Here is a 22,840-nt window from a genome sequence, read left to right as displayed (position 1 = left end):
TCATACGACACATTTAAGTGGATAAATCTTGTTTATTAACCCTTACGCCGGAGGGGTCCTATTGTTTTTTTCAGAATTTGTTCAGAATGCTTTAGTACAATAAGCACGTTCTTTTTGGTTCCAGCGCAGCTCCATTTCAGAAACATCAGAGAGAGGTATTCCATTGAATTATTTAAGTACACGCAACAAGATTCTGGTCACAGCTACGGTGATCATGTCTTGTATTTACGTCATTTGGCGTACGTTCTTCACCATTCCTTTCGGCCATGGCCCTCTCGCCGTGACCGCTGGTCTTGCCCTCCTTATTGTCGAACTCATCGGCATGTTCGAACTGGCCGTCCACTTTTACAATATGACCCGGCTTGAATACCCGGAGCTTCCCGTAGTAGAAGAGGCGTTATATCCGGATGTGGATGTCTTTATTGCGACCTACAATGAACCCACTTCCCTGCTCTTCAAAACGATTAACGGCTGTCTCAATATGGATTATCCGGACCGTTCCAAGGTACATATCCATCTGTGTGACGATTCCAATCGTCCCGAGATGCGGAAGCTTGCCGCCCATCTGGGCATTAACTACCTGACCCGGACTGAGCACAAACACGCCAAGGCTGGCAATCTCAACAACGCCATGAAACATACTTCTTCCCCCCTGATCGTCACCTTTGATGCCGACATGATTCCGAAGCATGATTTTCTGACGTCCTGTGTTCCGTATTTTCTGACAGGAGAAAAGATCGGTTTCGTGCAGACACCGCAAAGCTTCTACAATCCCGATCAATTCCAGTACAATCTGTACTCCGAGAACCGGATTCCGAATGAGCAGGATTATTTCTACCGTGACGTGCAGGTTGGACGCAACAAATCCAATTCCGTAATCTACGGCGGAACCAATACCGTGCTCTCCAGACAGGCTTTGGAAGACGTAGGCGGCTTCTACACAGGTTCCATTACGGAGGATTTTGCAACAGGCATAGAAATGCAGAGCAAAGGGTATCGCTGCTTCGCAACCAACAAGGTACTGGCATCCGGGCTTGCCCCTGGCGACTTGAAGAGCTTAATCAAGCAGCGTCAGCGCTGGGCACGCGGTTGTATCCAGACAGGTAAGAAGATGAATCTGCTGTTCAAGAAAGGTTTGAGTTTTGCTCAAAAATTAAATTATATCTCTTCCATAACCTACTGGTATTCCGGGCTGAAGAGATTGCTGTATATCATGTCGCCAATTCTGTTTGCCGTCTTTGGCATTCTTGTTGTGAAATGCACAATACTTGAAATTTTGATTTTTTGGCTGCCAATGTATCTCCTGACCAATACCTGTCTGCGCATGCTGTCGGGCAATATTCGAACAACCAAATGGACCAACGTCTATGAAACGATCCTGTTCCCGTCCCTGCTGCCTGCCGTTATTATGGAGACGCTGGGCATGACGATGAACAAATTCGTCGTTACCCGCAAGGATGGTGCGCAAAACGATGACCGTAAATACAAAATAAAACAAATGATTCCCCATCTCATCCTGGCCGTGCTGTCCATCATTGGTATCGTGAACTGCATTCACTGGACGTTCAGTCAGGGCACCATCGGTTTCCTGGTCGTGCTGTACTGGCTGCTGATCAACTTCTATAACATCATGATGTCCATCTTCTTCCTAGCGGGACGTAAAGTGTTCCGAAACCACGAGCGTTCACTCGCTTCTGTGGACTGCACGATTACGACTGAAGGCGAGACGATCTCCTGCTTGACGCATGATCTCTCGGAAGGCGGAATATCCGTGATGCTGGATACGCCGAAATATATTCCGAGTGATATGGAGGTCGGCATCAAGCTGGTTAACGATCGATATGCAAGTGAATTCACAGGCAAGATCGCTCATGTGGCATCCATCGGAAATCGCTGGAAGTATGCTTTTACAGTCAAGGAAATGACAGAAGAGCAGCAGCGGCAGCTGCTGCACTTGATCTATGATCGTGAGCCAACGCTGCCGCAGAAGCTGGACAAGGATATCAGCACATTTGAGGATATTCGTCTGAATTTTGTGCGCCGGGGTCAGAGTGAATTCATGTCTAACCGGAAGCTGGCACGTATTGCATTGAACCGTACGGTGGAAACGTCCACACATGGTACGGTTACCCTGCTTGATTTCAACTATGAGTATGTTTTGCTCGAGACGTCCCGCCAGGATCTGATCTATGAGCTGAACCTGCCCATTGGTGAAGATCTGACGCTGGAGTGTGTATGGGTACAATCCCTGCGGAACAAACGAGGTAACCTGTATCGGGTGACCAACATCCAGGACATCGCCCGCAAGCATCAGATGGCCGCTCTCGAGTCTTTACTTACACAGTGGAATAGAGAGCAGCAGCAGTCAGGCCGATCAAATGTCACATCCAAAGACAAAAGCGTCTCAAATGATGAACTCAACGAGATGGCTTATTTATAGAGCGGAGGCGAGGTACACATGATCAAGAAGTGGAAACAACTAATGCTTGCCGCCAGTTTCGCTGCATTATCGAGCCTGCTTCCAGTCCAGGCTGTTCAAGCAGAACAGCTTAAGCTGAGCGGAAGTACGCTCCGTGAATGGAATAACGGGGCCCAAGTAGATACCCATATGGATAAGAACGGCAGTATACAGATTCAAACCTCTACCGAGGGACTCAAAAAAGGCTATTATTCCGCTTACATCTATGAACTGCGGAACAGGGACTGGACAAGCTACGGTGCATTGACCTTCTCCATCCGTAATGAATCGGAGATGACATTACCGTTCAATGTCGTTATCACCCGGGCAGATCAAAGCTCCCTTACCGTAGCGGATAAGCGAAATGTCATCGTCGTTCCGAAGGCAACCAAGGAAGCCACATTGGTTCACCCTACAGCAGGTCTGATTGAACTGGAGCCGGGCTTTGTCGGACAGATCCGCATCCCCTTCTCCAGTCTGATGGTTCAGGACAAGGCTAAGACGTCAGGCCAGGTCAAGCTGGGCAAAATCACTGGCTGGGGCATTACGACGACCACCACCGAGAATGCCAAGCTAAACTTACGGGTCGGAAACATCAAGCCGGTTTCCCGGAAGGAAGCTGCTGCAGAGAATGAGCTAACCATGCTGCAGATTACGGGAGAAGAACGAATGGTGAAGCCGGAGGCTGGTGAAGCCATTGCACAATATGAAGTTCACTCTTCTTCCAGCAAAGGAATTCCGAATGCATCCTTTCAACTGGACAGTCCTGTGCAAGGGGCATCCATTACACCGGATGGCTTACTTACACTCCAGACTGCCGTTCAACCTGAAAGTCTCATCATACACGCACTCGTGGACGGAAAATGGAATCTGACTTATCCCGTTATCTTGGACCGTTCTACGGCCATGAATGTACAGGAGAAGGATGGAACGAAGCGCGCCATTCCGTCTCCCGATCAGGTAACGAAGGTGGTAAACCCCGCCGATCCGCTGATGAAGCCCTGGATGGCATGGTTTATCCGCATTGCCCTGTCGGCAGCCGGAATCCTTACGCTTGTGGCCTACTGGCTGTGGCGGAAGGGCAGGAACACACCTCGTGCCCAACAAAGGCGTGCCCGCCGCGAGCAGCGCCGGGCAAGACGTCCATTCAGCATGTAGCTGAACTGCGGCAGGCTGGACCACATCCCAGGATGTGAGTACAGCCTGCCTTAATTTAGCGTTAATGCATGCTGCATTCTTATATGATTCTCAAGGAGGAAAGGCAGTGCTCTTTTCCAGTGTAGTCTTTTTATTTTATTTTCTGCCGCTTGTACTCGGGCTCTATTACATACTGAGATTCTCGGTTACGCTCAAAAACATGCTGCTGCTTGTCGCGAGTTTATTCTTCTATGCTTGGGGTGAACCCTGGTTCGTCCTGATCATGCTGGCCTCCATCTGTTTCAACTATGTCTTCGCTCTGCTTGTGGACAAGTTCAGGGAAAGGCGCAAAGCGGCCTACACCATCATTACGATGATGCTGATCGTCAACCTTGGGATGCTGTTTGTGTTCAAATACCTGGCCTTTGCCCTGCGCATTGTGAACGAAAATACGAGCTTCGGACTCAGCATTCCGAACATCGCACTGCCGCTGGGTATCTCCTTCTTCACCTTCCACGGCATCTCTTACGTGATTGACGTTTATCGTGGACACGGCGCTGTACAGAAAAATCTCTTTTACGTTGCATTGTATATCTCCTTCTTCCCTCAGCTCGTTGCCGGACCGATTCTGCGGTACAACACGATTGCAGATCAGATGGTGAATCGCAAAGAGAGCTGGGACAAATTCGCGGTAGGCTGCTGCAGGTTCATTGTAGGCTTAGGCAAAAAGGTGCTGTTATCCAACAGCATGGCTATTGTCGCCGATCACATCTTCAGCATGGGAGGCACATCCGAAGTGTCCTCCAGTTTGGCGTGGCTTGGGGCGATTGCCTATACACTGCAGATTTATTTTGACTTCTCGGGGTATTCCGACATGGCCATTGGTCTGGCATTGATGTTCGGCTTCAAGTTCGAGGAGAACTTCCGATATCCATACATCTCCAGATCCATCACCGAATTCTGGCGCCGCTGGCACATCTCGCTGGGTACCTGGTTCAAGGAATATGTTTACTTCCCGCTGGGCGGTTCCCGTGTCACCAACAAGGATAAAATGATTCGCAACCTGCTGATCGTCTGGGGACTTACCGGTGTATGGCATGGTGCGGAGTGGACATTCGTCGTGTGGGGATTAATTAACTTCGCGTTCATCGCGTTGGAGAAAATCTTCAGCTTTGACAAAGGAACACGCTTCATCCCGCTGCGGCATCTCTACGCCATGTTTATCGTTGTGATTGGCTGGGTCATCTTCCGGTCACCGGATCTTCTGCAGGCAGGTCACTATCTAGGCAATATGTTTGGGCTATACGGTAATGGATTCTGGAGCGACACGACCTGGATGTTCCTCAAGGAATATGCATTCTTCTTCATTCTGGGCATTCTGTTCTGCATGCCAATCGCCACCCGGATGAACAAGTTGATGGTCGATGGCGCCCGTTTCCGCAAACCGCTGGAGCTGGTTTATCCGCTGACGATCATTCTATTATTCCTGGTCTGCGTATCGTATCTGGTCAAAGGTACCTACAATCCGTTTATCTATTTTAATTTCTGAGAGAAGGCACACAAGCATGCATAACTTTCTTGCGAAAAAGAGAATCACTGCTTTCCTCTTCATTCTCGTACTGGTGACGCTCTCTGTTCTGAATATCATTCAGTCCTTCGGACCAATCAAACAAACACTGGCCTCCGGAGACTACGATATCTCTGAAACCAAAGGACTGATCCATCAGCTCGATGCGGACATCAATGAACATGTCTTCGAGAAGTTTGGCTTCGTGGAAGCCTATGGATACTTGCAGTCCCTGATGTGGAAAAACGAGGAGAATAACTTTGAGGTTGTCAAAGACATGGAGGGCAAGCTGCACTATACCTACTTTGCCACCGGGCCAACGTACACGGAGGATCTGTCCGACCGGGTTGCTGCGCTTGGAGCGCATTTGGATCCACAAACGAAGCTGACTTATGTCATGACGCCGGACAAATACGTGCGTGGCTATACCACATTCCCGAAAGGCATTCCGTACAACTATAACAATGAAACTGCCGATGGCTTTCTGGCCAATCTGAAGCAGGACGGCATTGATACACTCGACCTGCGTGAAGGCTTGCTGGAGAGCGGCATTCCGCCGGAGGATCTGTTCTTTACAACCGACCATCACTGGAAAATCAGGACAGCGTTCTGGGCTTTCGGCCAACTCGTGAATCATATGGACGGCATGTACACGAAGTCGCTGGATCCGGATCATTATTTCACAGACATTCATAACTACAATGTGATTCCCTATGAGGACATTTTTATCGGATCGCAGGGCCGCAAAGCAGGTAAATACTTCGCGGGTGCAGATGACTTCGACCTGATCTATCCGAAGTTTAAGACGAACTATTCCTTTTACTTCAAGACCGGCGAGACCGAAGCCACACTCAACGGACGCTTCGAGGATGCGCTGCTGACTACCTATCCACTCAATTTGCAGGGAGCAACTTACGATCTGACTGCGGACAAGTACTTCACGTATCTGTACGGCAACCAGGGGATTGTTCATGTGGTGAACAAGGATAACCCGAATGGTCTGAAAGTCATGTTCATCAAGGACTCCCTCGCTGTGCCGATGATCTCCTTCCTATCCACGGTTGTGTCCGAGATTTACGTCATTGATCCGAGGTATTACACCGAGGACATTATGGATTTTGCCAGCAAGACGGAGCTGGATCATGTCTTCGTATCCATCTCACCACAGGATCTGGTGGAAGAATTTTTCCCTTATGGGGCGAACAATTAAATTAGTGAACGATCATACGATGCCCCCTCCGTTCCAGTATGTTCTTGAAAAATAAAAAAAGGGTAACCCAAAGCCAATAATGATTTGGCTGACAGGGTACCCTTTTCTTTTTGTGATCCAGTAGAATCAGTTTCGTTCATGCTTCAGCTTCTGTTCCTTGTAATAGTGCAGCACGTCAGGCGGGCTGCCCTGGAAAGCACGTTCTTTGCCGTACTCATAGGCCTGATGCAGATAAGAATACGCCTCGTCATGCTGTTCCAGTCTCATGCAGACGGTCCCCAGCTCAATGAGCGGACCCGTATTAATATCTGACCCTCGCGTTTGCAGCGATAATTCCGCCCAGGGCTTCGCCAGCGCATACTGCCCCAAGTTCATATGTGCATTCGCGTGGCAGGAAGCAATCCAGCTCGCTATTTCCCAGTCTGTCTTCGGCTCAGGCAGCATTCCCCATGCCTGATCATAATAGATCAGGGCCTGTTCATGCTGCTGCGTGTCGTCCAGCACATTGCCTGCTTCAACAGTTTCAATAATCTGTTTCTCCAGTTCGGGATGTTCCGGTGTCAATTCCTTCATAGCGCCTTCTCCTCCTCCAGTTGAAAATACCATTCCAGGAATGTATTAAAATCAGGCCACTGCGGGCTGCTCTCGCCGCTCAAAAAGCGTTCAATCGACTCCCCAAGCTCTACCAGCACCACTTCACCAGTCTGCCGGTTATAAAAGAATCCACCCTCCCCTTCAAAGCTGTCCAGCGGTATGTAAGCTTCAGGCAATCCGAGGGTGAGCTGGGCCACCGTCATGTCTTCCAAATACACGGTATTCTCCATCACCCAGCAGATCTGATAGATCTCCTGATGCCTGCTATAGAAGGTCGGGCCATCATCTGCATGCAGATAAAACTGGGCAAAATCCGACTGAAGATCAATATTCAGCTTCTGCAGTGCTTCCTCATACTCCTTCGGTACATCTTCATGCCACCAGCCCTTACCTTGGCAAAACTCAATAACTTTACTAGATAACATATTCATCCTCCTAATCAACTGACGGCGCAATTATGATCGATTCAGTGCAGAACGGTAGGGTGCATAAGTACTCATTACCCATTCATGAAATAATTGGTGAGCGCTGCTGGCATCCGGGGCATGGAAGAGATAGGTTCCTTCCACCTCCCGGCGGCTCACTTTGGAATCAACCAGGTCTCTGTCCTCTTCTTCGTTGAGCTCAATTCGGTACGTCCCATCCTCCTCGCGGAAGCCGAGGGCGTGCACATTGGTTTCTTGTTTATAATAGTCCAGCTGCAGTGTCGCTGGTTGTTCGTTTGCCACCAAGCCGGCAAAGGCCGGGTTCGGAAAGTCCTCATCGAAATGGGATTCATCCAGGACAATTCCCTGATAAAAGCCGTTAACCACCTCGCCGAGAAGGCTCACTATTTGATGGGCATAAACGTATGGAAAATGTTTGATTTCGTAGACGTCGGAGTCTGAGTGATGCCACTGCAGGTACTCCATGACTTTGGAGTAGGTGAAGCTGACGGCACCCGCTACTTCCCGATTCAGCGGTTGGTCCGCAGTGAGACGGGTCAGTTCCATAATACTATTCACATATTTCCAGAATAACGACTGATCAAAACGTGCTTCCTCATGAAGCATGTATAAAAAGGTATTCTCTTCCGCTCGCGCGTTGCGCATGAGCTCCTGGAGCGAATGTTCCATATGTTCTATACCTCCGAAACGTATATAACCAATGTATCAAAATTGAAGAACGTTTGGAAATATCACATCCTGTTCCTTCATATAAAAGAAGCCCGCATGTCTGCGGACTCCAATTGAATATTCATCTCCCCTAGAAGGCTTCGATCAGGAAAACACCTCGCGGGTACGGAATGTACGATACATTCCAAATACAACGCTAATCGTAACTACAGCCATGAAGATCATATACAAATTTAAATAGGACAGCTCCAGTCCAAATACAGAGTAACTAGCCGGTGTTTGAAATAACCTCGTTACCCGCATCATGGTACTGAATGAAAACTCCTCAATCCACTTGGCCCATCCCGGGTTGAAGTTCAGCACATCAAATGCCAGATAAGGCACGCCTACAATCGCAACATTAATGACCATGGCAACAAATGACGTTGAACAAAGCGCCGAGATACATAACACAACACAAGCAAAGACCAGACTTCCTGCCAAGTGAGTGACTAGCTGTACTCCATAATATTGAAGCGCCGATAAGTGATAGGGAGAGAAGTCATAATAAAAGCCCTGAAAATACATGCCAACACTCTGTAGAGGTGTATCTGCACCAGCCAAATTTCCAAACCTTAACCAGTAGATCAACAGGTTGATACCTGTAAACAATATGACACATAGCACGACATAAAGCATGGAAGCCATCAATTTAGCCGATACAACTTGGCTTCTCCCCCGTTTGCTGCTGCGTAGTAATGCTGCGGTTCCCCGTGCATATTCCTCTGCAAATACAGGCGCCAGTCCGAGCAGAATGATGATCATCATGAAGAGCACTCCAAATTGATCAATGTATTCCAGCAGATAGCCCCATGGCTTATTGTAATGAATCTCGGAGACGGTTACGGTTCGTTCCATGGCATTCCCGCTATCATCATATCGGGTGAAATTTTTGGTGGATTCCGGGGAGAACATCGATATTTCATAAAATACACCATAACGAGTCTGGTTCTTTTCGTCACTGTAACCCTCGGTTTGCATCTGATCCCGTGCGGTCTGAACCTTCTCCTCCGTAATCGCTCCTTCGTAAGGCTTATAATATGTTTTACCGTTTAACGGCCCGGAATGTCCAAAACAGGTATATAAAACAAGAAGTATCAGTAGTCCAGTGAGTGCCAGATAAACACTTTTTCGTGTAATGATTTTGGCAAATTCATATTGGGTTAAACGAATCACGATGTCGCCTCCTCGTCAAAATAGTGCATGTATACGTCTTCGAGACGAGGAGTTTCCGGTACAGCTTGCGGTACGGGCTGCTCTTTGGCCAAGATTCTGGCTACGATGCCATCTGACTGATAGGACAAGCCACTTACCTTGAAATGTGAAGTCAGCTCTGCAAGCTGCTGCTGCGTTAACGTTGCCTTCCACACACTGCCCTGCATCCTGTTCATGATCTGCTCAGGTGTGTTCCGAGTGATCAGCTGACCATCATTCATCAGAATCATTTCCTTACACGAGAACTCCAGGTCAGAAATAATATGCGTCGATAACAGAACAATCCGGTCTCTTCCCAGCTCGCCGATAATGTTACGGAATCGAATACGCTCCTTGGGATCCAGACCAGCCGTTGGTTCGTCGAGAACCAGAATGTGCGGATCATTCAGCAAGGCTTGAGCAATGCCCAGTCTCTGCCGCATGCCCCCAGAGAACGTGCGGATTTTATGCTGGGCCTGCTGTTCCAGATCCACCATTCGTAATGTCTCCTGTACGCGAACAGCGGCCTGAGGCGCACTCAGCCCTTTGAGCGAACACATGTACATCAGAAATCGATGAGCCGTGAAACGGTTATAAAATCCGAATCGCTGCGGCATATATCCCAGCAGACTTCGATAACGATCTCCCATCCGCTCAATCGGTTGTCCATCCAGCAAAATCTGGCCGGATGTCGGCTTGGCGATATCGACAAGCATGCGAAGCAGCGTTGTTTTGCCCGCCCCATTCGGTCCGAGCAGACCGTAAACACCACCGCTGGACAGCTCCAGCGAGAATGATTTCACGGCCCACTTGTTCCTATATTTCTTGGATACGTTATCCATGGTCAATATCAAAGGAATAACCTCTTTCTGTTTGTGATGTATATTTACGCGTCATCTGGTGTATTTGGCTGATCAACAGCAGGATTCCGCCTATGGCAAGCACAATAAACACTGGCGTTTGAATCGTCTGCACCAGACTAATGAATCGTGGATTGCTTAATATAAGCCAGATGAGTCCGAACCATATGACCAATAAAATACTCACGGCTGTACCACCCCGGACACGCATGGCCAGCCACAAACTAGCTCCTGCAGCAGCCATCAGTTGGGCGTACCAGAGCGCCATGGCGCTCCATGAAATGGAACCACCAGTCCCCCCGGAAATGGCCAGCATAAGCAGCAGTACAAACACCATATTTGCTGAGAGTACAACGATCAAGCGGGTGAGCATTAGCTGCTGCGATGTTATTTTGCAGGTGAGTTCCATTTCCATCAGTCCCTGATCCCGGCCTTTAAACACTTCCAGCAGCCCCAGAATAAAAGGAACAGGTACCATAACAATCCCGCTCATGTAGGGATCGATCGAACTGTGCCCCCCTAACCAGAAGCCAATGATCAGGAGCAATGCACATATTACCCAGTAGGATCTGTGGAAAATTGCGACCTCTCCTCGAACAACCTGGAGCAATTCTGTAAATGACCTCCCAGGTGATGGTTGTAGTTGTTCGTTCAATTGGTCCACCTGTGCAGGCATATATGCCTCCAGTGTCCGGATCGTCTGATCAATCTCCATCTCAGAAGGAAATTCAACCGCATATTGATCCAGATAAGGGGCAATCTCGTTGAATTCTTCCATCTCGAATTCAGTAGTGTGCTTCTTTTTATCTTGGTTTTTGGTACGTTTCATCCCGCTCACCTCCCACAATAATCTCCTTTAATTTGGCTATGCCCAAGCGTATGCGTGATTTCACCGTGGATTCATTGGTTCCCGTCAGCTCGGCGACTTCCCTGATCTTCAGCCCGTTGTAATAATTCAGAATGACCGCGTCCCGCTGCTGATCTGGCAAACGTAACACTGCCTCCCTAACTTGGTCATTCTGAAGCCGTTTGTAGAAGATATTCCACACATTCTGATGCTCACTGGCAGGGAGCGCCTCTTCCGTTAACTCGCTTTCCCTGTTTTGCTGTTTGAATTCGCGTCCGCGAAAATAATCCATGCAATGATTCACTGCAATTTTCAGCAGCCAGTGACTGAATTTTCCGTTATCACGGTAAGTGCCGAGTGACTTCATCATTTTTACGAATACCTCTTGAGTCAGATCATAAGCGGTATGATAGTCTCCCGTTTTCCGATACACATAAGTAAATATCGAATGATAATGCCGCTTCACCAATACTTCCATTGCAGCCCGGCTGCCTTTGCGAATCTCATGAATCAACTCTTCATCATCCAACGCTCCCTCACCCCCCTCAATTCAATTAACGATAACTTGGCCATAAAAGATCAAAAATGTTTAATTCGTTTATTTGGAAATCGACAAGTTGCCTGAACGCAACTAAATGCAGCTCCATGCAGGTCCTTTTTTATTAAAATTGTCCTCAAGCCCACTTCCTTATTCTGGTGAAACTTTCTCTTCTGCCTTTCGTCTAATTACTGATGAACAACAAAGGAGATGACTATGCGAATAACCTGCAGCCCTGCATATGCTGGAAAAATGATTGGTTCTATTAATCTTCAGCCATCAAAGTTTATGAAAGGAATCTCAAGCACCAGCCAAATTACCGATCATGTTGATCCTGAACGCATTGCAATCCCCTACATGGAAGACCCTGATTTTGGATCACATTTGGATGCTATGACAATCATGAAGGGAACCTATAAGGAAGAGTTTCATGTGAGCTATGATGTGGAATTTACAATTGATGTGGATAACAAAGGGTACATCACACAATTTGAACATACGTTTCCCTTGGAACGCTATATTGATCTTGTGGCAACACAATCCTATAAAGTCATCAAAACCAATTGGCGTGGACAAGCTTATCACGTGATGACTTACAGCTACATGGAGGAAGTATGCAACCCGAATAACGTTATTTTCAGATGTAACACTGCGGAAGACGTCTTCGTCGTGGCTGAACTTGCTCCCTACAGTATGGATGGTGTGGTCGTACAGCCCAACCATGTTTATCTTCACCTTCGTGCATTAATTTCAGCCAGAGATGATCTCTATCCGATCGATTACATGTGTGAGCCTGATTTTGATCTGAGTCTGGATTAGATCTGAGAATAGATAAAGAGAAAGAGCACAGGCTACTCCCTTTTACCGGGAGTAGCCTGTGCTCATTTAAGATGGACCAAATTCAAATTTTCTCGCTAAATCTCTTTGCCGCTGTCTTCATCACTTATTCAGACTGGACAACTGCCATTCGTTCCACTGTCTCCGTGTTTTCCTTATACCATACCATGACGACATATCCCTCTTTCAGATCAGATACCTGAATTGCCCCGTTGGTATCTGAACTGGTGTTACTCCGTCTTCCCATCTCCATACCTTTAGTGATGCTAACATCCGCATTCAGCTTTAATTTCATTTCAACGCCAGTTTCATTCATCCCCCTGCTTCCACTGCCAGGAGAACCGTCCTGCTGACCCTGGTTAGTGGAGTTCTGTGAAGAGAAGCCCTGAAACTCAAGTAACGCTACAGTAACAGTATCTCCGTCTATGGAGACAATCCGGCCTGTAAGATCAGCATTCATTGCACCACGCATATCATCCGGTCCACCTGTCCGGTCATTCATACCTCCGCCTCTCTCCATTCCTCCGTTCATACCTGGACCACCATTCATCATTCCCTCGCCATTCATGGCTTGAGCTGTACCGGTATTCGTAATGTTTTGGGCTGTAATGACATCACAGGCAGCAAGCAGAACAGCACAGCCTGCCAGTAGGATTAGAATAGATGTGAAATAATAATTTTTTCGCATAAGATCACCTTTTTCCCAGGGATAGCCGTCCCCAGCCGAGTTTTCTTTGGAACATCAATTCATACGTATCCTTGAATCCCATATAGGACAACACGATTAGCAAAGGGTATACCGGATAGATATAGCGCGATTTGATCTCCCACAGAATGTAGAATCCGATAAATCCGAGAACCACCAGAATCAGGGAGACCTCATCATATCGCTTAAGACGAATCCCCCGGACCAACCGAACGAAAATAAAACAGTACATCATGAAGTTCATTACATATACGACCCAAAGCACACCCGTTCGATAGATGGAATCTCCTTGGAACAAGTCCGTTACCCCATTGGTATAGCTGTAGGAACCTGCGATTCCGCCTGCTCTTCCTCTCCCCATGCCTGAGGCACTTTCATTGCCGATTCCATATCGATCCATCTGGTAGGTCCCTTCGGTCCAGGTCCATATGATCTTTTTGTAATACATCTGAATCAGTTCACTGGCACTCGCTTCCGACAGCTTCGCTTCAATCTCCTGCTTAAATAGTGCTGTGCTGTCGGCCTTATTGTAATTGGCCTGTCTCTGATAAATTTGGTAGCTCTCCATATTGTCCCAGAATCCGAATCGTTCGAGGTTAATCCCCATGTTCAGCCACATATAGACGGGGGCCGAATTCTCGCCGACCGGTTCGCTTACCGTACCTGTGGACTGCAGCACGGCATTCTGGGTCCAGCCTGGGACATTAAACAGAACAGCCAGTACGGCGATGGAGCCCAGCACCTTCTTAAACCCGATACTCCGCATGTTCAGCAGGATGTACAGGATAGCGGCAATCATCACAATCACGCCGATACTGCGGAAGTAGTTTCCAATGGTGAGGAGAATCGCAGCACAGAGAATAGCCTTCCATGATTTTTCGCGTACAAACCGAAGTAAAAAGTATAAACAGGATGTCAGAAATGCCGTCGCAATAACATCGTTATAAATCAGGTTGTTCAAGAATAAGGAAGGCAGGTAGGTCGCTGCAAAAATCAAAACGCCGTAATCCCGTTCCTTAGATTGGGGGTTCAGGTGCTTATAAATGAGATAAACCATCAAGGTGGTTAACGTTGAAAACAGAATATTAAACAGCTTGATCACCAGATAGTTATCCGGGAACAGGTATAGCAGTGTCTTTAGATATAACACGATGGAAAAGTTAAACGGGAACATGTGAAGATATCCACCCGTTTCAAACGAGGAATAATCCTGTTCGTAGAGCATGCTCATCGCCAGAGAAACGACCGTCTGGGAGTCATCCGTCGGCACTCTTGGAAACACAAAGATAATCGCGATCTGAATCGCCATGGAACATAGCAGAACCACCGGAATAACGACCTTTGGACTGTACTTGTTCAATCTCAGGCAGAGACGGTATAGCACGATACTCGCTAACAGAAGCAGGAGGATGACCGGAAGGAAAATACTCCATTGCTGGGCTCCCAGGATCGGATTGTCTCCATAAAGGCCATAATTATACTGCGCTCGAACGAATAGAGACGAAACAATAAACAAACCAACAAAAAAAATAAGAATGAGATAAAGCGTCTTATGGATCACTTTAGACATGCCAAAACTCCTTTTCGAGTACAGGATTCGAAAACAGTATAATGGCTCTAACTGAAAAATCGCTGAATTCAACCAGTCGGCTATCGCTGACCCCACGAACATGATTTTTAAACACAAAAAAGACCGCCCTCTTCGCCAAAGATAGCGGTCTATCTATTCCTTTAATACAATGCTACTTCTTTCGTTTCTTTTCCACTGCCTTCTCCACATTTTCCTTCACCCGAAATCCCACAATCCGGCGGATAAGCTCTTCGGGCAAGGGTTGATTCAGGGGAAACTGCACCGAGCCTTTAGCGCCTTTGTAGATAGAGAGTTCATCCCGGAATGCCTTGATTCCACTGGGCGCAGGATAGAATCCGATATGGTTCTTATATGCGGCAAAATGGACCAGATTCCCATGCAGCGCATACGTTGGCATCTGGTAGCTGATCTTCTCCTCCGCATTCGGAGCCGCTTCGCGAATAATCTGTCTTAATGCCTGCAGTCTGACCTGTACATCCGGAGCGAACCCCAAAATATATTCATCGACCAGTACAGAATAATGGTTACCCTCAGCCATCCTGGACTCCTTCCACCACGATTCGTGGACTCGTGATATGGATTTATTTTTTCACAACGTCATGGCCCGGCCATTGCGCATCAGATAATCTTCCTTCGTCTTGTAGTCCGGCATGATACTGCCAACGCGGCGCCAGAAGGAGCGATCATGGTTCATATGATGAATATGGCACAGCTCATGGATAATGACATAATCAATGACTTCCGGTGGTGCCATGGCCAGACGATAGTTAAATGTGAGCTTTTTGTCCCAGCTGCAGCTGCCCCACTTGGTCGGGGATTCCACAATGTCTATGGACTTTGGCTTGACCTTCAGCTGCTGTTGGTATGGACCAATGCGTTCACCAATGACTCTCTTACACTCGGCAAAATAAAATTTCTTCAGATTCGCCCGCAGCTCATCCTCGGACAACCCTTCAACCTTAATTAACTCATGCAGTGCATATTCCTTGCCCAGAAATAAAAACTTCCCGCTGCCTTCTTCCTCGTAGGCTTTGGCTTGCGGTCCTTCCAGGGCCTGCTGCATTAGTGCCGATTTCTTCAATATGATATCACCATGCTGCTCTACAAGCTGCTGAATCATCTCATTGCTCGTGCCATTGGGTGCTTTAATCGTTATCATGTAAGGCAGGTCCATCGTGATGGAAACCTTCTTGCCTTTGCCATATACCACATGGCATTGAATGACGTGTTCGTTTAGTTTAATCGTTAGCATGCTGTGCTCCGCTTCTTTTTTTGTTATCCATTCATTACGATTGTATACCATCCCAAGGTGATCTGCACAAACAATAGATCGATATTTGTTAAATAAAACTGTATTATTATTCATTATTATGTATTATTATTTAAATCATATTGAATTCAGTCTCATGTAAATGGAGGATATCGTATGAAGCAAATCACAGAGAATGGCCACAAAATCATTGAGGAATTATCCCTCAATCACTGGCAGTCCCTATCCACCTTGTTCTATGATGGATGGATTTTACGTTTTGCCAACGGATACACGAAGCGTGCCAACTCCATACAACCCATCTATGATTCTACCCAGGATGTGTTTGCCAAGATCAATGAGTGCGAGCGAATCTATGCTTCCCATCAGCTGAGTACCATTTTCAAAATCACACCGTTTATCCAGCCGGATCACTTGGATCAGCTTCTGCAGGACAGAGGGTATTCCATTGTGGATCACACCAACATGCAGGTGCGCAGTCTGGAAGAGCTGAAGGAACCGGAGTACCCTTTTGTACAAATCGATGAGCAGTTGACCCAGGAGTGGCTGGATCACTTTTGCCGATTGAATCAGGTACAGGAAGGGAAGCGGGAAACAATGACACAGATGCTGTCCAATATCCGTACAAGTACGGGTTTCATTTCCCTCTTGGTCGATGGGCAAGTTGTTGCTTGTGGGCTGGGCATTGTCGAGCGTGGCTATATCGGCTTGTATGATATCATTACGGATGCCGCTTATCGGAATCGCGGGTTCGCTGAACAGATGATATTACATCTCCTGCATTGGGGGAGAAAACAAGGCGCAACATCGAGCTATCTGCAGGTTGTAGCCGGTAACGCTCCCGCTATAAAGCTCTACGCCAAACTGGGCTATTCGAAAATTTACTCGTATTGGTATAGAGTTAAGGATTTCAGCGAATTTTGATCCTCATTCCTGCCCCGAACTCCAGTTCATCAGACATCCTTAGATGTGCCTTATCGAATAAAAAAATGCCTTTCTTAAAAAACAAGAAAGGCATTTCAAGTTTATCTATTCTTTATGATATAGGAAGCTTGACCAATACCTCGTATGACTTGCCAGCCTGGATATCCTTAATCATGTCTCCCTCAATCAATTGACCGTTAACATACACTTCAGTCTTTCGGACAGCCGCATCCCGTTTCATCTCCACCTGCAGCTCCGCACCACGGAACAACCTGGTCACAGAAGCCTTATCCCAATCCGCAGGTAATTGCGGACGAACGAGCAGCCCTTCGGCGTGACCCTGCAATCCGAACAGTCCATCGATCAGGCAGCGATACACCCAAGGTACCGTACCTGTGTTGAACAGATGGCTGGAGCGCCCGGCTGTACGTGGAAATTGTCTGTAGGCCCCGCGATAATAATTGGGGATGAATACAGGTAACTGTCCCCGCTGGAGGATATCTTCGGTATTGGGACCAGGAATCATTTTCCGAAGGAGTCGGTAGGCGTTCTCCTTTTCCTCAACCAAATACAGTGCATAGATGTAGAACGCAGCCGCATGGTTGTAGACTGCCCCATTTTCGGCGCTGCCCGGATGTTTTTGCGTAACCCGGCCGACATCTTCCCGCATAGATGTGAAGGACGGTGCCAGTTTTTCCACACCATATGGCGTCTCCAATTGCTCCTCAACTGCCCGAATCAGCTTCTTCCGCTTCTCCTCATCGGCTGCGCCGCTCATCAGCGCCCAACCCTGAGGATTAATATAGATGCGTCCTTCCTGATCCTTGCTGATGCCAAAAACGACATTATCGTCCGTTATTCCGCGTGCATACCACTCGCCATCCCAGAGATACTCATTCGCTACAGCATTGGTCCGGTCTGCTTCCTCACGGAATTGCTTCGCTGTCTCGGTATGCCCGGCCTGCTCGGAAATATCCGCCCATACCTTGAACGCATACGCCGTTGCAATGGTGAGCCAACCGGATACCCCTTTGCCCTTATAACCCACCATGTTCATCGGATCACACCAGTCGCCCTGATTAATGAAGTTGAGGCCGCGATGATCACGATCCTGAATCAGCCAGCGCATGGCCAGATTCATATGCTCCAGCACAGAGGCTTTCTCTTCACTGTCGGCAAATGCAACCTGCTCCTCCAGAATGCTGTAATCATTCGTCTCATCCAGATACGTACGCATACAGACCGGAAGCCAGATACAGTGGTCCGTATGAGGAACCTGGTTAATGTATTTGAGCTCAGCCTCCGGGTGCAGAATGATCCCATCCGGCATTGCGCCGCTAGCATGCTGCTGAGACAGGGCTGTCAGGAAGGCTTCACGTGCGATCGCGGGCTGAATGTAACTCATGCCCATATTATCCTGCAGATAGTTCCGGGTCTGCGGATCAGTCGTTAGCCGGTTCGTTTTGCCGTGGTAATACATTTGGCGTGGCAGCCAGTGGTTTACAAAATTATTCAATCCGTCATCCGGGGTCTGGATCTGTATATTTCCCTGTCCTTCTGCAACGTAAGCCGCATATTCCTGTTCGGCCAAGGCAAAGCCATCCAATCCTTCATGATCCCGCTTGATAAAATACTGCTGCCGGATGCGTTCGATCTCTGCCTCATCATGAGCCGGGCCAAAGATAAACCGGTATTCCCGCTCAGCCCCAGCTTCGAGCTCCAACCTGTACTGAAGGACAGCGACAGGTGTCTCATACCTTGCATCCCCGCCCTCCAAGGTGTCCAGCTGCAATGCCGATGGAGCATGAAGGCCGCCCTCGCCCTCGAAACGCTCGTGATTCACTTCCCATGAAGCGGGCTTACGATCCGCAAGCAGGTAGGTCTTGTCGCTGTAATTTTTGACTTTGGCATAGTCCTGATATTTCTGATAGGGCGTAATGGACGAGCAGACGATTCCCTGCAAATCATTCACATATTCACCGGACTGATTCATCCATGACATATAACCAACCGTGAAATACGGATACATGCTCAGCTTGCGTTTATGAGAGGAAAGGTTCTTCACCTTCACTTGCCACAGCTCCATGGCATCCGCCTTGGGCAGACGCAGGCTCATCTCTATGGATATGTCATCGCTTACAACATTCCAGCGAATATCGTGTTTACCCACGGCGAATGTATAGCTGTCCGCCTGTTTTCGCACCGGCTCATATGGAGCCGAGAACATGTTTCCATTAACTTCATCCTTGATGTAGACAAATCTCCCCGGATGATGCGCATAATACGGCTGCTCCGGTTGCATAAATGTCTTCGCTTCCAGATTGGGTGCATGCGAGTACTTGGCAGGCTCCGGCTGCATGAATTGCGCCACAGCATATCCGCGGCAATTCATATGGATCATCATCTTTTCGTTCCATAGGAATCCGGATGCCTTGGGCATACTTGTCGGACTGGTCAGCTCATAATATTCATTATCGTTCGTTGCTCTGATCATCACTGAACCTCTCTTTCGGGTTATGAAATTGGAATGACAGAAAACGTTTTAGTAACTTGTATACAACTTCATTCATTATAACACGGGAACGCTTACAGTCACGGATAAATGTTCAAAAAATTCATGTGAATTAACCTGCTCAGCGCATAATCATCGCAAAACATTCTATTAAAAATAAAACTTCTGATTAGGTGCTCCGATTTAACAAAAAAAGAGCTGAATTCTCAGCTCTTATTACGCTCCAATTGTTTTTCGATGCCCAGCCTGTCAATCTGAATCCAATATTCTGCAATCCGCTCATTTTCAACTCGATATACAGCACTGGCAATTTCAATAACCGGCCGATGGGTTGGTGTGTATCCATCCACTTCTCCCATATGTATACCCTCTTGTCTCCAGCGTACATACACTTTATCACCCTGTACGATCAGTTCCTGAATTTCAAGTGAGAATTCACCGTACGCCTGAATCATCTCTCGTACATGATCCACATATTCGGAAGGTGTCCTGTTTACGGTCACTTCCTCTTCGGATACCACCTGATGGGCCAGTACCTGCTCTGCCATCAATGTATCAGCATAATCAAGGTTACGACCTGACCGTACCTCTTTGAAAAAAGCTCTGACAATCTGTTCAGGGGTCATTGCACGCCACTCCGTTTACATTGGATTTTCTACTACATCTGAAACGCAGCCTTCGATATCTTCCCTTATTCTATCATCCATTCCATGGTGGGAGATCAATCTGTTCTACTGTTCTACGGGACTATTATCCCTGTTACCCAACCTTGACAATGAGACTATATAACCATAAACTAGCGAAAGACTTTAGGTAATTAATAGGAGGTTTTGCTGATAAGAGGATTCAGATTGATTTTTACCATAAATGCTAATGTCAGGTGTATGAACTAGAAAAACCAGAAAGTGGTGTATCATGAAACGTCTATTCGTAATATTGTTTACTCTTACTCTGCTGCTGGCTGGATGCCAGAGCAATGACAAGGAGAGCAGTCCAAGCGACAATAATCCCACAGAAACGTTAGAAGGCTCTACCATATTGAGTTTGAAGCAGAAATACGGCTCCGAATCAAGCCCATCGATTATGCCCATGTATAACGTAGCTCAAGACGAAGAATTCAAGTTTACATTTAAGGCTGACCTAAAAACCAGTCGTCTTCAAGCAAGTGACATGATTAGTGTACATACCGATATTAAAGCCCTGGAAGCAAGTAAAGTCTATGCCATACCGGAAATCAATGATAATAGCATTTCGATCAAACCTCTCGGATGGGGTGTATTAAGCTCGGAGAAGCTGAAAGCACAAGAACAAAATACATGGGGTGGTGCCCCCATCTATTACATTCGTCTGAACTATAATCCAGATGCTGAGAAACTGACACCACTTGATCAACCCATGATTATTCCTTTTACAGTAAAATCCGAGCTGCCTGTTCCGAATCTGAAGTATGAGATCGACAAGGATAAACGGTTCACGCTTACCTGGGACAAGGTAGAGGGCGCAGCAGAGTACAAAATCTATAATCGTGCCGATCGAACCGTTATTTTTGAAACAAACAATGTTCCCCTGCAAGGGGCAGAGAAAGCCTACAATGGAAGCAATCCGCTAGTCGTAGCGACGACAACCGAAACATCCTTCAATGATTTCAATGAGGATGGCAAAGGCGGCCTTGGTATCATGAATGAACTAACGACATCCTATCAGAACCATGGGATGAAGGGTGAATACTACGTCACTGCTGTCAGTGGGGACAAGGAATCGAATTTCAGTAACGGTGTGGCTACTGCTCCTCTCTCTAACCAGCTGCCCATGGCTCTAAAAGAACAGCTTTATATGGAAAAATTGAAGAACACAAACGAACTACCTAAAACAACAAGTATTGAGCACATCGACGGTTCCTTCTCCCAAGGATCAATTGTCTACGATACTGCGAATGTAGAAATCTCGGATTTCAACGAAACGAACATTCCTTTTCATATCAAAGGAACCGCTCTTAAGAGCTACGTACGGGTAGAATCTGTAACCAAAGAAGACTTGGCCAAACTGGATCAACAAACGGTCGCGGAGTCCAGTAACGGACTGGTTGAACCCAAAAATGACACTCCTTACGTCCCTGCACCTGATGTGCCAACCATCATTAACAATAATGATGCGCCTGCATCGGAGACTGCAACAGAATCTACGCCTGAAGAGTCTACAACGACTGCTGTTCCAGCACCTGAAGTTGAAGTGGATGCGACCACTGAAGAAGGTCCTGAACAAGCTCCTGCTTCTAACCCTGAAACGGCAGAAGCAAACCTGGTGGACGAACAGAAATCGAACACACAGCAGAATGTTGAAGAAGGCAACCAGGAAACCGTTCCTGAACCGGCTGCAGGTGATAAACTCATCAATGCGGATTCTGCACTGGAAGAAGTGCTGGCCAAAAACATGATTGCTGCTGAAGATCAAATCTCATTGAAAGCTTTTCCCGAAGCCCAAAATTTCACAACGCTCTCGGATGTTGTCCTGAAAGTGATGTATCAGAATCCATTGATTCTCGGCGTCGAAGGGTTCGAATACAACTATGGTACGTTGACGCTCACCATTCATTACAATGAATCTGCAGATGTCATCCAGAAGAAACAAGGCGAGATTATTGCCAAAGCAAACGAAGTTGTCGCTTCCATCATCAAAGATGGCATGAAAGATGATGAGAAACGTAAAGCCATCTATGATTATTTGAATGATAATGCAAAGTATGACGATGCGGCACTTGAAAGTGCGGAGCAAAATAACTTCAAAAATGTAGACGCTCAGTTTAACGACTCATTCACCACCTACGGCATTCTGGTCAAAGGGGTTGGTGTATGTGCCAGCTATGCTTCCGTCTACAAGCTGCTCTCTGATCTGTCCGGATTGGACAGCATTGTCGTAACGGGAGCGTCCAGTGGTGTTCCTCATGCGTGGAACAAGGTCAAAATCGGCGATGAATGGTTCCACGTAGATGCCACCAACAACCTGACCAACTCCGGTATTCCCTACTTCCTGTACAATGCCAACGATGAGACGGCTGCAAGTCAGGAAACGATAGCGGATAAAGATTACTGGATCGATTCCGAACTCGAACTGTTTCATGGTGAAAGTGATACGAATGACTATTATGTGCAAAATGAGCTCGAAGTCGCTTCGGTAAGTGAATATAAAACAAAGACGGAGAGTGAACTGAAAAATGGGGAGAAACGGGTTATTCTGAGATTTGCCTCTCCTGTTAACTCCGATGAATTAATGACAGCGGCAGGCGAAGCACTTGCTGCGGTGGATGAAGCCCTGCTGAACACGGCACAACTTGCAACGCTGGGCAGTTACACGATTCTGGAAACCAATCCGGAACAAAAATAAAAACTAGAACACAAAGAACTCCATCACCCTTATCGGGAATGGAGTTCTTTGCTTAACAAG

20 protein-coding genes are annotated in these 22,840 nt (G+C 47.2%); 7 read left to right on the top strand and 13 right to left on the bottom strand.

What is annotated here, in order from left to right; translation table 11 throughout:
- Positions 1-163 precede the first annotated feature (163 nt).
- The 4 genes from AC3WQ3_RS17725 to AC3WQ3_RS17710 all read left to right on the top strand — a co-directional run bounded on the left by AC3WQ3_RS17725 (position 164) and on the right by AC3WQ3_RS17710 (position 6,372).
- Positions 164-2,440 carry a glycosyltransferase gene (locus AC3WQ3_RS17725; protein ID WP_336781414.1) on the top strand — a complete coding sequence of 759 codons (2,277 nt, stop codon included), beginning with the start codon at positions 164-166 and terminating at the stop codon, positions 2,438-2,440.
- An 18-nt stretch (positions 2,441-2,458) separates the two neighbouring features.
- Positions 2,459-3,616, top strand: a complete 1,158-nt coding sequence (locus tag AC3WQ3_RS17720; protein WP_492472963.1) for a hypothetical protein — start codon at positions 2,459-2,461, stop codon at positions 3,614-3,616.
- Between the two features lie 106 nt (positions 3,617-3,722).
- Complete coding sequence (locus tag AC3WQ3_RS17715; RefSeq protein WP_492472962.1) at positions 3,723-5,144, top strand: MBOAT family O-acyltransferase; 1,422 nt, start codon at positions 3,723-3,725, stop codon at positions 5,142-5,144.
- Between the two features lie 16 nt (positions 5,145-5,160).
- The gene (locus AC3WQ3_RS17710) at positions 5,161-6,372 is read left to right on the top strand and encodes an alginate O-acetyltransferase AlgX-related protein (protein ID WP_492472961.1); all 1,212 of its coding nucleotides are present in this window, start codon (positions 5,161-5,163) and stop codon (positions 6,370-6,372) included.
- Positions 6,373-6,498: 126 nt separating this feature from the next.
- Here AC3WQ3_RS17710 and AC3WQ3_RS17705 read toward each other — a convergent pair whose 3' ends face one another.
- The 7 genes from AC3WQ3_RS17705 to AC3WQ3_RS17675 all read right to left on the bottom strand — a co-directional run bounded on the left by AC3WQ3_RS17705 (position 6,499) and on the right by AC3WQ3_RS17675 (position 11,550).
- Complete coding sequence (locus AC3WQ3_RS17705; protein WP_127538397.1) at positions 6,499-6,945, bottom strand: hypothetical protein; 447 nt, start codon at positions 6,943-6,945, stop codon at positions 6,499-6,501.
- Positions 6,942-7,391 carry an SMI1/KNR4 family protein gene (locus AC3WQ3_RS17700; RefSeq protein WP_336781419.1) on the bottom strand — a complete coding sequence of 150 codons (450 nt, stop codon included), beginning with the start codon at positions 7,389-7,391 and terminating at the stop codon, positions 6,942-6,944. Before AC3WQ3_RS17700 ends, AC3WQ3_RS17705 begins: the two co-directional genes overlap by 4 nt.
- A 30-nt stretch (positions 7,392-7,421) precedes the next feature.
- A complete protein-coding gene (locus tag AC3WQ3_RS17695) occupies positions 7,422-8,081 on the bottom strand; it encodes a hypothetical protein (protein WP_492472960.1) in 660 nt (219 codons plus the stop codon).
- 144 nt (positions 8,082-8,225) lie between these two features.
- Positions 8,226-9,296, bottom strand: coding sequence for an ABC transporter permease (locus tag AC3WQ3_RS17690; RefSeq protein ID WP_492472958.1), 1,071 nt, complete (start codon positions 9,294-9,296; stop codon positions 8,226-8,228).
- The gene (locus tag AC3WQ3_RS17685) at positions 9,293-10,156 is read right to left on the bottom strand and encodes an ABC transporter ATP-binding protein (RefSeq protein ID WP_492472957.1); all 864 of its coding nucleotides are present in this window, start codon (positions 10,154-10,156) and stop codon (positions 9,293-9,295) included. Before AC3WQ3_RS17685 ends, AC3WQ3_RS17690 begins: the two co-directional genes overlap by 4 nt.
- On the bottom strand, positions 10,149-11,003 hold the full coding sequence (locus AC3WQ3_RS17680) for a hypothetical protein (protein ID WP_492472956.1): 855 nt from the start codon (positions 11,001-11,003) through the stop codon (positions 10,149-10,151). The genes AC3WQ3_RS17685 and AC3WQ3_RS17680 overlap by 8 nt, the downstream gene beginning before the upstream one ends.
- Positions 10,978-11,550, bottom strand: coding sequence for an RNA polymerase sigma factor (locus tag AC3WQ3_RS17675; protein WP_492472954.1), 573 nt, complete (start codon positions 11,548-11,550; stop codon positions 10,978-10,980). The genes AC3WQ3_RS17680 and AC3WQ3_RS17675 overlap by 26 nt, the downstream gene beginning before the upstream one ends.
- A 297-nt stretch (positions 11,551-11,847) precedes the next feature.
- Between AC3WQ3_RS17675 and AC3WQ3_RS17670 the strand changes: the two genes are divergently transcribed.
- Complete coding sequence (locus tag AC3WQ3_RS17670; protein WP_492472952.1) at positions 11,848-12,378, top strand: hypothetical protein; 531 nt, start codon at positions 11,848-11,850, stop codon at positions 12,376-12,378.
- 124 nt (positions 12,379-12,502) lie between these two features.
- On the opposite strand, the gene AC3WQ3_RS17665 is transcribed toward AC3WQ3_RS17670, so the two are convergent.
- The 4 genes from AC3WQ3_RS17665 to AC3WQ3_RS17650 form a co-directional block, all read right to left on the bottom strand.
- A complete protein-coding gene (locus AC3WQ3_RS17665; protein ID WP_492472951.1) occupies positions 12,503-13,084 on the bottom strand; it encodes a hypothetical protein in 582 nt (193 codons plus the stop codon).
- Between the two features lie 4 nt (positions 13,085-13,088).
- Positions 13,089-14,672: a glycosyltransferase family 39 protein gene (locus AC3WQ3_RS17660; RefSeq protein ID WP_492472950.1), complete on the bottom strand. Its 1,584-nt coding sequence runs from the start codon at positions 14,670-14,672 to the stop codon at positions 13,089-13,091.
- A 172-nt stretch (positions 14,673-14,844) separates the two neighbouring features.
- Positions 14,845-15,231: an iron chaperone gene (locus AC3WQ3_RS17655; protein WP_492472949.1), complete on the bottom strand. Its 387-nt coding sequence runs from the start codon at positions 15,229-15,231 to the stop codon at positions 14,845-14,847.
- 51 nt (positions 15,232-15,282) lie between these two features.
- Positions 15,283-15,945 carry a M48 family metallopeptidase gene (locus AC3WQ3_RS17650; protein ID WP_492472948.1) on the bottom strand — a complete coding sequence of 221 codons (663 nt, stop codon included), beginning with the start codon at positions 15,943-15,945 and terminating at the stop codon, positions 15,283-15,285.
- 174 nt (positions 15,946-16,119) lie between these two features.
- On the opposite strand from AC3WQ3_RS17650, the gene AC3WQ3_RS17645 reads away from it, so the two are divergent.
- The gene (locus tag AC3WQ3_RS17645) at positions 16,120-16,887 is read left to right on the top strand and encodes a GNAT family N-acetyltransferase (protein ID WP_492472946.1); all 768 of its coding nucleotides are present in this window, start codon (positions 16,120-16,122) and stop codon (positions 16,885-16,887) included.
- A 112-nt stretch (positions 16,888-16,999) separates the two neighbouring features.
- On the opposite strand, the gene AC3WQ3_RS17640 is transcribed toward AC3WQ3_RS17645, so the two are convergent.
- Both AC3WQ3_RS17640 and AC3WQ3_RS17635 read right to left on the bottom strand, forming a co-directional pair.
- Complete coding sequence (locus tag AC3WQ3_RS17640) at positions 17,000-19,381, bottom strand: GH36-type glycosyl hydrolase domain-containing protein (RefSeq protein ID WP_492472945.1); 2,382 nt, start codon at positions 19,379-19,381, stop codon at positions 17,000-17,002.
- Between the two features lie 224 nt (positions 19,382-19,605).
- Positions 19,606-20,025, bottom strand: a complete 420-nt coding sequence (locus AC3WQ3_RS17635) for an ester cyclase (protein ID WP_492472944.1) — start codon at positions 20,023-20,025, stop codon at positions 19,606-19,608.
- Positions 20,026-20,335: 310 nt separating this feature from the next.
- Between AC3WQ3_RS17635 and AC3WQ3_RS17630 the strand changes: the two genes are divergently transcribed.
- The gene (locus AC3WQ3_RS17630) at positions 20,336-22,780 is read left to right on the top strand and encodes a transglutaminase domain-containing protein (protein WP_492472943.1); all 2,445 of its coding nucleotides are present in this window, start codon (positions 20,336-20,338) and stop codon (positions 22,778-22,780) included.
- Positions 22,781-22,840: the final 60 nt, after the last annotated feature.

The sequence above is a fragment of the Paenibacillus sp. FW104-T2 genome (assembly GCF_058789975.1).
The sequence above is the reverse complement of the archived record's forward strand: the minus strand, read 5'-3'. Positions and strand labels throughout refer to the sequence as shown.

Bases quoted from the DNA above. Each gene is read 5' to 3' on its own strand.
- AC3WQ3_RS17695 (WP_492472960.1), bottom strand. From the start codon at position 8,081: ATGGAACATTCGCTCCAGGAGCTCATGCGCAACGCGCGAGCGGAAGAG.
- AC3WQ3_RS17655 (WP_492472949.1), bottom strand. From the start codon at position 15,231: ATGGCTGAGGGTAACCATTATTCTGTACTGGTCGATGAATATATTTTG.
- AC3WQ3_RS17720 (WP_492472963.1), top strand. From the start codon at position 2,459: ATGATCAAGAAGTGGAAACAACTAATGCTTGCCGCCAGTTTCGCTGCA.
- AC3WQ3_RS17640 (WP_492472945.1), bottom strand. From the start codon at position 19,381: ATGATCAGAGCAACGAACGATAATGAATATTATGAGCTGACCAGTCCG.
- AC3WQ3_RS17705 (WP_127538397.1), bottom strand. From the start codon at position 6,945: ATGAAGGAATTGACACCGGAACATCCCGAACTGGAGAAACAGATTATT.
- AC3WQ3_RS17700 (WP_336781419.1), bottom strand. From the start codon at position 7,391: ATGTTATCTAGTAAAGTTATTGAGTTTTGCCAAGGTAAGGGCTGGTGG.
- AC3WQ3_RS17645 (WP_492472946.1), top strand. From the start codon at position 16,120: ATGAAGCAAATCACAGAGAATGGCCACAAAATCATTGAGGAATTATCC.
- AC3WQ3_RS17710 (WP_492472961.1), top strand. From the start codon at position 5,161: ATGCATAACTTTCTTGCGAAAAAGAGAATCACTGCTTTCCTCTTCATT.
- AC3WQ3_RS17680 (WP_492472956.1), bottom strand. From the start codon at position 11,003: ATGAAACGTACCAAAAACCAAGATAAAAAGAAGCACACTACTGAATTC.
- AC3WQ3_RS17635 (WP_492472944.1), bottom strand. From the start codon at position 20,025: ATGACCCCTGAACAGATTGTCAGAGCTTTTTTCAAAGAGGTACGGTCA.
- AC3WQ3_RS17670 (WP_492472952.1), top strand. From the start codon at position 11,848: ATGAAAGGAATCTCAAGCACCAGCCAAATTACCGATCATGTTGATCCT.
- AC3WQ3_RS17660 (WP_492472950.1), bottom strand. From the start codon at position 14,672: ATGTCTAAAGTGATCCATAAGACGCTTTATCTCATTCTTATTTTTTTT.
- AC3WQ3_RS17650 (WP_492472948.1), bottom strand. From the start codon at position 15,945: ATGCTAACGATTAAACTAAACGAACACGTCATTCAATGCCATGTGGTA.
- AC3WQ3_RS17685 (WP_492472957.1), bottom strand. From the start codon at position 10,156: ATGGATAACGTATCCAAGAAATATAGGAACAAGTGGGCCGTGAAATCA.
- AC3WQ3_RS17665 (WP_492472951.1), bottom strand. From the start codon at position 13,084: ATGCGAAAAAATTATTATTTCACATCTATTCTAATCCTACTGGCAGGC.